Genomic DNA, 11,434 nt, shown 5'->3' with positions numbered 1-11,434 from the left:
TCTTTTTATTTATTTGTTAATATTAATTCTAATTCTTGTTTCCATTTTTTATAAGCCGTCTCATAGGGCTCCTTGTTGTGCAATGGTAAAAACGTCATTACATGGTCGTTGTCACTAACATTAGCTCCAAATTTGCTGTAATCGCCATCTTTTAAGCCAACCGCTCTCGCTGCGCCAACTGCTCCTGTCGTATTGTAAATCTCAATTTCGTGGCCAATTAAAGTTGCCACAGTATTTGAGAAAATCTCCGAACGGAAAAGATTGTCATTTCCAGCTCTAATTACATTGATGGTTGCGTTATCGTCTTTCAAACATTCCATTCCGTATACAAACGAAAAAGCAATTCCTTCAAGAGAAGCTCTAAACAAATGCGCACTATTATGAATATTCAAATTCAGATTTAAGAAATGTGTTCCGATGTTTTTATTGTTAAACATACGTTCAGCTCCATTCCCGAACGGAATCACAACTACTCCTTCTGATCCAATTTCAATATTTGAAGCTTTTTCATTCATTGCTTCATAACTTTCGTTGCCCATATTATTACGAAGCCATCTGTATTGAATTCCCGCTCCGTTGATATTCAAAAGTTTACCCACTCTTGGCGTTTCCAGTTCATAGTTTACGTGAACAAAATTGTTCACCCTTGTGCTTTTTCCAGAAGATGCTTCGCTTACTGCATAAAATACTCCAGAAGTTCCGCCCGTAGCTGCCACTTCTCCCGGATTTAATACATTTAATGACAGCGCATTATTTGGCTGATCACCCGCTCTGTACACAATCGGAATTCCTACTGGCAATCCAGATTCTTTTGAAGCTTTTTCAGTAACAACTCCTTGGTTTGTAAAGTTTTCTACAATTTTTGGAGTTAATTTTGTATCAATTCCGTAATATTCTAAAAGCCAGTCGGCTACTTTATTTTCTTTGTAATCCCAAAGCATTCCTTCAGACAAACCATTTTTAGTAGTCGTTACTTCGCCTGTCAGTTTCAAGGCGATGTAATCTCCTGGAAGCATGTATTTCGAAATTTTACTGTAAAGCTGAGGTTCGTTTTCTCTAACCCATTTCAGTTTCGAAGCGGTAAAATTCCCTGGCGAATTCAATAAATGCGACATGCATTTCTCTTCTCCAATTTCGGCAAAAGCTTTATTTCCAATTTCAACCGCACGGCTGTCACACCAGATAATAGAATTTCGTAACGGAGCGCCTTCTTTGTCTACAATCACCAATCCGTGCATTTGGTACGAAATACCAATTCCTTGAATTTTCGATGCATCAACATTTGCCTCCTTAATCGCTCTTTTAGTCGCCGTACAAATGTGCTGCCACCAGATTTCAGGGTCCTGCTCGGCCCAGTCTGGGTGAATCGAAAGGATTTCCATTTCGTTCTGAGGTTCATTCAAAACGATTACTTTTTTACCTGTTTCTGCTTCCACCAAGGCTGCCTTGACAGAAGAACTTCCAATATCATAACCGATATAATACATACTATAATGATTCTCTTATTATTAATTTTGTCGGCACATACCACTGCGTTTCTTCGTCATGTGTAATAAATGCCGCTGCTTTGGTTCCCATTTCTTTAAAATCAGTTGAAACAACTGAAATTCCTTTGTATATAAATTTCTTCATCGGGGTTTCGTTGTAAGATAAAAATCCAACGTCTTTCCCTGGTTCAAAATCTTTCTCTTTGCATTGCTCTAAAAAGTGTCCCAAAATCCTGTCACTTACGCTGATATAGGCAATTCCTTTTTCGATACTGAACTTCTTTGGATCGGTTATTACTTCATATTCAAAACCAAAATCGGCACAGAATTTCTTGAAAAACTCTACCGTTTCCCACGGATGATTCGTAAAATCAGGATATACAAACTGTATCTTTTTATACTTTTTAAACAAATCCACCGCTTCTGTCAAAGACTTATAAAACGCTTTTCCAAAATCCTGAAAAATGTAATTATTCGTTTTATCAGCCTGAATATTCCAATCTATCAAAAGCAGTTTTTCTTTTGAAATCGCCGATAATGCTGGAGCAATATCCTTGTGATCAAAATTCATCACCACATATTTGTAATACTTCCCGATTCCGTTATTGATGATCGTTTTAAAAACATCAATATTATAATGATGAAATTGCACATCTGTAATCACATTATCCGGCAAATTGTTCACAAACGAATGATATAAAACCTCTTTATAAGCCTTAAACGTATCCAAAACCAAAAGCACTTTCCTCGTTTCGCCCGCCACATAATAGCCTTTATTTGGCACAGAATCAATTACATTTTGATCTTTTAAAATCGAATACGCCTTAAAAACCGTATCTCTCGAAAGCTGATAGGTCTTGCAGATCACATTCACAGATGGCAGTAAATCTCCCTTTTGCAAAATATTCTCCGCAATGGCATTCGTAATTCCGTCAACCAACTGCTGGTACTTTGGAATATCACTTTCGTGATTGATTATAAACTCAAATTTTTCTTCTTCTTTTAGCATACCGTTCTGTTCCGTTCTGTTATGCTAAAGTAAGTAAAATTCTTTTATAAAAAATTGTCTTTTATATTAATTATGTTAAGTTTTTAAAATTCTATATTTCAATATTTTGGGTGTGTGCTTGTCCCGATAACTATCGGGATGCTATCCGTTGCAAGTCCTCGCACTTCCTTCGTCAGGCTCCGGGCTTTCCACTTCTATCCCTCACGCGTAAGGGTTTCAGAAGAACTTTAATCGTAAACCTTGTCATTGCCAGAAACAAATAGCCCCACTCCGATCTGGATTTAACAAATGTGATTACTTCGTTCCTCGCAATGACAAACAGCACGGCTAAAACAAACGCAACTGATTGTAATATTTATGAAATTTTTTTTACAAAAATCTTAATCAAATAATCTTCTTATTCCGTAGGGATCAATCGTAACGATCGAACCGTCTTCCAGATAGTCGATTTTAGTCACTTTCATGCTTCTCAAATGCGTCACCCCTTTTGAAAGGCTCGAATCATGGTAGAACAAATACCACTCGCCTTCCACTTCGCAGATCGAATGGTGCGACGTCCAGCCTATCACCGGATTCAGGATTCTTCCCTGATACGTAAACGGCCCGTACGGACTGTCTCCGATTGCATAGCAGATGAAATGCGTGTCTCCCGTCGAATACGAGAAATAATATTTTCCGTTGTATTTGTGCACCCACGAAGCCTCAAAAAAACGGCGCGCATTATCCCCTGCCAGAAGCCCATTTCCGTTTTCGTCCAAAATCTGGATTTCTCTCGGCTCTTCAGCAAACTCGAGCATATCATCTCTTAACAAAGCCACAATCGGCCCCAAGGCTTTTTCACCCGCAAGAGGCTCTTCGTTGTTTTCATGATATTTATTCTTGCGGTATTTCTGAAGCTGTCCTCCCCAGATTCCCCCAAAATAGATGTAATGTTTCCCATCTTCATCTTCAAAGACCGCAGGATCGATGCTGTAGCTGCCTTTTATGGCGTCCTTTTCAGGAACAAAAGGTCCGACTGGCGAGTCTGAAACCGCTACGCCGATCTGGAAAATTCCGCTGGCGCGTTTGGCGGGGAAATACAGATAGTACTTTCCGTTTTTATGCGCGGCATCGGGCGCCCACATCTGCTTTTCGGCCCAGGCAACGTCATCCACATGCAATGCAACCCCATTGTCGACGGCTTCCGATGAAATGTCCTCCATCGAAAAGACATGGTAATCCTCCATTCCGAAATGGTCGCCGTTGTCGTTGAACGGAATCCCCGCATCGATGTCGTGCGACGGATAAATGTAAATCTTTCCGTTGAATACATGCGCCGAAGGATCGGCGGTGTAGATATGGGAAACTAAAGGCTTGGAAATTGCCAGATTGCTTATTTCTTCAAAATTAATGTGTTCAATGCTGTCTTCAGGCATAGTGATATTTTTCTTTAATAATTAACTTCTTCTTTCTTTCAGTTCCGTTTCGATCTGCACTTCCATCTCCTTGTTGATCTTATAGAAAAACAGTAGTCCAGCTCCAATTAAAAAAGGGATTGCAGGGAAAATGCTCACTAATAATTTGATTCCATTTATAGCCGTTTGAGACTGTTGAGGTGTATTTGGAACGTAATCAAAATATCCTAAAAATAAAGTAGTTAAAGCACCTCCTATACTTAATCCCGTTTTCAATCCAACCATCATGGCAGAAAAAATAATCGCGGTTGCACGACGGTTATTCAGCCATTCTGAATAATCGGCAACATCGGCAATCATTGCCCAAAGAATCGGGATTGTGATTCCGTAGAAGAATCCATGCAAGATTTGAGAGAAAAACATCAGTCCGATTGAAGTTGACGGAAAGAAATAAAAAGCTAAAATGAACAAAGTCGAAATGAATAAAAACAATCCAAATACATTTCTTTTTCCGTATTTGTCAGCCAGATTTTTGGATAAAGTAATTCCGACAATCATAAAAATAATTCCGCCGGCATTGAATAAACCGAATCCTGCCGATACGGGATCATTTCCAAAATGATTCAATCCGATATTAGTTAAGAAATCCAAAATAGGTTGGATAAAAACAGCTAATTGCTCTTTATCTACATAATTCTCGAAATAATACACATACGAACCGCCTTTCATTGCCAGAGTCACAAATACCAAAGTGGTTAGCGAAAGCATAATGATCCAAGGTCTATTCTTGATTAAATCGCTTAAATCTTCCTTTACACTTGACTTTTGTTCTGGCTTCGGAATGATTCTTTCTTTGGTGGTTAAAAATGTAATTAAAAGCATGATGGTTCCGATAATCGCCAAAGCGGTCATAACTTTTTCGATTCCCACTGCTTTATCTCCGTTTCCTGCACTTTTAATAATGCCAAGCATAAAAACCTGAACGAAAAACTGCGCAAACATCACCGCCACAAAGCGGTATGATGACATACTATTTCTTTCGCCCATATCGCCTGTAATGACACCGCTTAACGCAGAATAAGGAAGATTGTTTCCCGCATAAAAAAGCAGCAATAAAGTATAGGTTACAACAGCATAAATTACTTTCCCTTTATATGAGAAATCGGGAGTTGAAAATGCCAATAAAGCCACCACTCCCAACGGAATCGCAGTTATCAAAATCCATGGTCTGAATTTTCCCCATTTGGTGCTTGTTCGGTCTGCCAAAACCCCAATAATCGGATTAAAAATAAACGCGGCAATTAATCCAACAATCAGCATGATAATGGATGAATCTGTTGGCGATAATCCGTAAATATCTGTATAGAAATAAGCCAGATACGTCATCAAAGTCTGAAAAACTAGATTAGCGGCTAAATCTCCTAAGCTATATCCAATTTTTTCTTTGATGGAAAGTTTTTGTGAAATGTTTCTCATTCTTGGGTTTGTGGTCATTTTATCGATAGTTAGTTCCCTCGAGGTTTTTTTAAAACCTTGTTGGTTTCGGTTATTTTGTTCTGCTTCTCAAATAAGGCCTAAAAATAGCAATTGCAATCAAAACAATCGGTTGTGTAAAATTAGACAAAAAAACATATCTTGCAAATTTAGTTCACTTTATTTGAATTATTTTTCATTTCACAACCGATTGCTGTTAATTTATCAAAACTTCAGCCTTTTAGACGCCTATTTTTTAGTTTCTTTCAGCGTTAAGAGACTATCGTATGCTTTTTTATGTTTTAAATCTTTATCAAATGGCAACGGATAATTGGTTCTTCCTTTTATAGGCCAGTTGTTCAGCCAAGATTGTCCGTCATGAACACCCCAAAAAGTCACTCTGCTTATTTTATCTTTATGTTTTAAAAATAGTTTAAAAATCGATGCGTAACGTTCCGCAAGTTTATTTTGAATAGAATCTGGCAATGATTTTGGATACGGATTCATTTTTTCACTTCCTTCAAAATTCTGATTTACATCTGCTCCTTTTAAATCCCACGGATTTGGCAAAACTGTAATATCCAATTCTGTAAAGGCCACTTTCAGTCCTAAAGCTGAATATTCTAATATACTTTTCTCAATCTCTTCCAATGATGGACTTTCCAATCTCCAATGGCCTTGAATTCCCACCCCGTCTACTTTTCCGCCTTCGGCTTTGATCTTCTTGATTAAAGCAATTGCTCCAGCTCTTTTTGCTGGTTCTTCGATATTATAATCATTGTAATATAAATCCACTTTCGGATCGGCTTTTTCTGCTAATTTAAAAGCATCGACCAAATATCTTTCTCCAAGTGTATTCAGGAAAACCGATTTTCTCAAGGTTCCGTCTTCATTTAAAGCCTCGTTTACAACATCCCACGAATTGATTCTTCCTTTGTATTTAGAAACTATTGTCGTGATATGGTCTTTCATGAATGCCTTCATTTCTGTACTGTCGGCAATTTTTTGCATCCAAGGCGCTAATTGGCTGTGCCAAATTAAAGTATGCCCATGAATAAACATTTTATTTTTCTCTCCATACGCCACAAATTTATCTGATAGTGTAAAATCGTATTTATTTTTCTGCGGATGCGTAAACATCGATTTCATAATGTTTTCTGCCGTAATCGCATTAAATTCTTTACGAATCAGAGAATCCTCTTTTTTGTTTTTTTCATTAATCTGATTTAAATCTAATGCAGTTCCTATATAAAAATCATTTTTATAGACATCCTTCAAACTAGGTTTTTCTTTCTGAGATGTACAGCTCACAGACAAGAGAACCGTAAAGGCAAATAAATAAGGTTTAATAAATTTCATGTCTTTTGGTTTAAATAGTTAATAGTTTTTATTTGATTTTACAAATTCAATTTATAAGCAATTCCCATTTCCAAACCTCTTAATTCAGCCAAACCTTTTAATCTTCCTGTCAGGGAATAACCTGGATAAGTTTCTATCTTTTCATCCACTTTATGTAAAAAACCATGATCTGGGCGCATTGGAAGACTTGTTTTTCTTTCGTTCATTACTAATAATAATTTCTCAACAATAACTTCCATTTTGACATTTCCGTTTAAATGCTCTGATTCTCTAAAAATGGTTTCGCTTTCGCGAATGGTGTTTCTCAAATGTAAAAAATGAATTCGGTCTCCAAAATCGTCTATTATTTTTTCGAGATTGTTTTTGGGGTCGGCACTTAAAGAGCCTGTACAATAACATAATCCGTTGGCCTTTGAAGGAACGGCGCTAAAAATAGCTTTCAAATCGCTTTCTGTTGAAACAATTCTTGGCAGACCTAAAACCGAAAATGGCGGATCGTCTGGATGAATGGCTAGCTTTTGCCCATTTTTCTCCGCAATTGGAGTTACTTCTGATAGAAAATAAATCAGGTTTCCTCTTAATTTTTGATTGTCGATTTCGGCATAATTTTCTAAAAGAGATAAAATCTGTTCTGCTGTAAAATTGATTGTGCTTCCTGGCAGTCCTAATAAAACATTTTTAAACAATAATGCTTTTTCTTCTTCAGATAACTGACTTCCAAATTGCAGTGCTTTTTCTTTTTGAGCATCAGAATAATCATTTTCTGAATTTGGTCTTTTCAAGAGAAAAATATCAAAATAAGTAAATGCATCCTGATCATATAACAAAGCTTTACTTTTGTCTTCGTTTATAAAATTATGATTCGTTCGCACCCAATCCAGAATCGGCATGAAATTGTAGGTTATGGTTTTGATTCCGCATTCTGCCAAATTTTGCAAACTGATTTTATAATTTTCAATGTATTGCAGATAATTTCCCGAAGCTCGTTTGATTTCTTCATGAACAGGTAGACTTTCAACTACAGTCCATTCCAACCCTTCATTTCTAATCATCAGCTGTCTTTCTTGAATGTCTTCAACCGTCCAAATTTCTCCAACGGGAATTTGATGCAAAGCGGTAACGATTCCCGTTGCACCAGCTTGTCGAATATCAATTAATTTGACATTATCATTTGGGCCGAACCATCGCATGGTTTGTTGCATTTTAATCATATTTGCCTTCTGTAAAAAATTAAAAACCAATACTATTTCCACCATCAACTGGCAAAACTGTACCAGTAGTATATTTTGATTCGCTTAAAGCAAAATAATAAACGGCATCTGCAATATCTGAAGGTTCTCCTAAATAGCCCATTGGTGTTCTTCCTAAAACTTTATTTTTTCTTTCAGGATCGTTGTCAAGTGCTGTTGCAGACATTTTGGTTTTGATAAATCCCGGAGCGATACAATTGGCACGAATACCAAACTGAGCCAGCTCAACCGCCATTGCACGTGTCATGGCTTCAATCGCGCCTTTGCTTGATGAATACGCAATAACTTTTGGGATTCCGTATTGCGATGCCATCGAACTGATATTAATAATGCTTCCGCCTCCGTTTTCTTTCATATTTTTTATCACTTCTCTGCTCACAGCAAAAACGCTCAATAAATTGGTATGAATTATCGAAAGAAAATCTTCATCGGTTACGTCTGGGATTTCTTTTTTCATATTGATCCCTGCATTGTTCACCAAAATATCAACTGGATTATCTTTTGTAATATTTGCAATCATCGCTGGAATTCCCTTCAAATCATTTAAGTCGAAGATTACCGGAATGGCATTTTCTCCAATTTCCTTACAGGCATCTTCTGTTTTCTCTTTTGATCTTCCGATTATATAAGTTGTGATTCCGTTCTCACAAAGTTTTTTTGCGGTTGCAAAACCTAATCCCGAATTTCCTCCGGTTACAATTGCTGTTTTCTTGCTCATAATTTATTACAATAATTTCATGCTTAATTTTTTAAACACATAGAAGCATAGTTATATTTTTGTGTACAAAGGCGTTTCACTTGCATCAATACACATAGCTATGTGTGAGAAACTAGTTTCTTTCTTTAATCTTTTTAAGTTAAATATAAATCTATGTTTCTATGTGTTTATTTTATTTTTAGTACGCGGATGAAACGGATTCGCTATCGCGAAAACGCTGATTGACACAGATTTTTATTCATATTTAATTAGAAAAATCTGCTTTTTTCCGTGTCTTCGCGATAGCGAATCCGCGTCATCTGTGTTACAATTACTCTATTTATTTACCCATTCCCTGGTGCAAAAGGGAATTTTAATGTTTTAAAATAGTCTAAAGTCTGCGTTGGTTTTTCTACACCAGCAGGAAGCTCTTTCCCTGAAAATTGTTGAAAATATAACAAACACGCATCACGCCACCATTTTGCTTCTTTGTACTGAATTTCTAGTAACATTTCGACTTCTTTAAAACGTTCACTGTCGATATATTTTTCCATTTTCTTCCAAACGTCCTGCATTTCCTTGACTTGATTTACGCCTTCCTGATATTTTAATGCTAAACCATTCCAAAGCGTTTGTCCATTTTTCAATTTGTAATCCCACGAAACGTGATGAAACCATAAAAGGTCTTTTTCAGGACAAGTTTCTAAGTTATCAAAGAGATTTGCGACTTCTGGCGCGTATTGCGAAATGGCATTCGTTCCCGATTTAGATCTGTCAAAACCAATCCCGTTTTTATCTACTTTATGATAATATGTCGGATTCCATTCTGGTCTTGATAAATTGGAAACCCACGGTCCTGGCCCATAATGATGTCCCGTATCCATGATATGATGCAGACCAAGCGGCGTCATATAATTGACAACGGCTTCACGAGAATCGATCATGATATTTTTGACTGGTTGGATGAAATTTTCATCATTAGAAAAAGTACTTCTTAACCATTCGTCGGCAATGGTTTCTGAATCCAGATACGGATTCCACGCCAGTCTCCCGAAACCGTACCAATTGGCCTGTGCAAACGGATGTCCTGTCCAGTTTAAATCGTTTCCCATATTAGCAACGCCTGCGATTCCTGTTAGTTTATTTTGATATAAAGTGCCGTCAATCACTTTGGCGACGGTTGAACCTTTTCCTTTTTGATAAGTATCGGATTCCAGAACTTCCTGAAATAATTTAGGAAGGAAAACCAAATGCGTGCTGAAACCTAAATATTCCTGTGTAATTTGAAATTCCATCATTAAAGGCGTTTTCGGCATTGCTCCAAATAATGGATGAAAAGGTTCTCTTGGTTGAAAGTCTATCGCTCCGTTTTTGACTTGAACGATTACATTTTCTTTGAATTTTCCGTCATACGGCTGAAATTCGGCGTAAGCTTGTTTAGCCCTATCGTTCGCATCATGTTCCGAATACACAAACGCTCTCCACATGATAATTCCGCCAAAAGGCGCAACAGCATCAGCGAGCATATTCGCTCCCTCAACATGGTCTCTTCCATAGTTTTGCGGCCCTGGCTGACCTTCTGAATTGGCTTTTACCAAAAATCCGCCAAAATCGGGAATTCGTTTATAAATTTCAGCCGACTTGTTTTTCCACCAATTAATAACTTCAGGATCTTTTGGATCGGCAGTCTTTAGCTTCCCAATTTCAATAGGAGCCGAAAATCTTGCAGTTAAATACACTTTTATTCCGTAAGGTCTGAAAACATTGGCTAGTGCTTCCACTTTTTCTAAATATTGTGGGGTAAGAATTAAAGCGTTGGCATTTACATTGTTCAAAACTGTTCCGTTGATTCCGATTGAAGCATTCGCTCTTGCATAATCGATATAACGCTGGTCAATAAAATCTGGCAATTTCTGCCAGTTCCAGAGTGAAAATCCTGCATAACCACGTTCGATAGTTCTGTCGAGATTATCCCAATGATTCAGGATTCTGATATTGGTTTTAGGAGAATCCGCAATATTTAAGCTTTTAATCGATTTATTCGTCTGCAGTATTCTCAAGAAATTAAAAACTCCGTATAAAACGGCAACATCATTTTTGCCTGTAATGATGATTTGTTTTTTGTTTTTAAGCGAAATGGATTTAATAATAAAACCTTCATTATTTATCTTATCAAAATCAGATTGCAGTTCATTTTTTATTTCGGAATTTAAATTTGAATGTGAACCCACAATAATATAGCTCTCTCCTTTTACTTCTGATCTAATTTCAGGAGTATTTCCCAACATATCCAAAAATCCCGTTTTCAGTTCTTTTTCAGCAATTTTGATGGTTTCAGAATTTCCTAACATTGCGATTCCTTTAATATTGCTTTTGTATTCTGAAGCGATTCCAGAATTGGTAACGGCATTATACTGAAGCCAAAGTTTATAATCCTTTTGTGCTGAAGCAGAAAAGGAAATCAGAAAAAACAGAAAAACAAATCTTAGTAAAGCCATTAGTTTTAATTTATTTTTTTTTAAAATCGTATTCTTTAAGCATTAATATTTTATTTCTTATTTAAAGCATTTGATAAAATTTTAATTCAAAAAATATATTATTCGAAATAAAACAATAATTGCAATCGGTTGCGTAAAAATATAGGATTGTTATCTAAGAAAAAAATTTTGGCTACTTTTTTTTCAAAAAAAATAATTTATATAACAAATAAAAGCAGGATAATTATAAAAACTATCCTGCTATGACGGGGTTGAATTTAAGTTTTA

Annotated in this window: 8 protein-coding genes; all 8 read right to left on the bottom strand. The window is 36.6% G+C overall.

What is annotated here, in order from left to right; all coding sequences use genetic code 11:
* Positions 1-5: 5 nt before the first annotated feature.
* The 8 genes from FF52_RS00085 to FF52_RS00050 all read right to left on the bottom strand — a co-directional run bounded on the left by FF52_RS00085 (position 6) and on the right by FF52_RS00050 (position 11,167).
* Positions 6-1,487, bottom strand: coding sequence for a xylulokinase (locus tag FF52_RS00085; RefSeq protein ID WP_008461915.1), 1,482 nt, complete (start codon positions 1,485-1,487; stop codon positions 6-8).
* A gap of 1 nt (position 1,488) precedes the next feature.
* Entirely contained in the window at positions 1,489-2,496 is a 1,008-nt protein-coding gene (locus tag FF52_RS00080) for a GntR family transcriptional regulator (protein WP_008461913.1), read from the bottom strand.
* A 380-nt stretch (positions 2,497-2,876) separates the two neighbouring features.
* Positions 2,877-3,911, bottom strand: a complete 1,035-nt coding sequence (locus FF52_RS00075; protein WP_008461911.1) for a glycoside hydrolase family 43 protein — start codon at positions 3,909-3,911, stop codon at positions 2,877-2,879.
* Positions 3,912-3,932: 21 nt separating this feature from the next.
* Positions 3,933-5,366 carry an MFS transporter gene (locus FF52_RS00070; RefSeq protein ID WP_008461906.1) on the bottom strand — a complete coding sequence of 478 codons (1,434 nt, stop codon included), beginning with the start codon at positions 5,364-5,366 and terminating at the stop codon, positions 3,933-3,935.
* Between the two features lie 246 nt (positions 5,367-5,612).
* Positions 5,613-6,722, bottom strand: a complete 1,110-nt coding sequence (locus tag FF52_RS00065; protein WP_008461904.1) for an endo-1,4-beta-xylanase — start codon at positions 6,720-6,722, stop codon at positions 5,613-5,615.
* A 38-nt stretch (positions 6,723-6,760) separates the two neighbouring features.
* Entirely contained in the window at positions 6,761-7,924 is a 1,164-nt protein-coding gene (uxuA, locus tag FF52_RS00060; RefSeq protein ID WP_157498477.1) for a mannonate dehydratase, read from the bottom strand.
* Between the two features lie 28 nt (positions 7,925-7,952).
* A complete protein-coding gene (locus FF52_RS00055) occupies positions 7,953-8,690 on the bottom strand; it encodes an SDR family NAD(P)-dependent oxidoreductase (RefSeq protein ID WP_008461901.1) in 738 nt (245 codons plus the stop codon).
* Positions 8,691-9,013: 323 nt separating this feature from the next.
* Positions 9,014-11,167 (bottom strand): alpha-glucuronidase family glycosyl hydrolase, encoded by a 2,154-nt coding sequence (locus FF52_RS00050; protein ID WP_008461899.1) that lies wholly within the window; start codon positions 11,165-11,167, stop codon positions 9,014-9,016.
* Positions 11,168-11,434: the final 267 nt, after the last annotated feature.

It is taken from the genome of Flavobacterium sp. F52, assembly GCF_000278705.1.
In the GTDB taxonomy this organism is placed as follows: domain Bacteria; phylum Bacteroidota; class Bacteroidia; order Flavobacteriales; family Flavobacteriaceae; genus Flavobacterium; species Flavobacterium anhuiense.
Note: the sequence above shows the minus strand (reverse complement) of the source record. Positions and strands in the feature narration are given on the sequence as shown.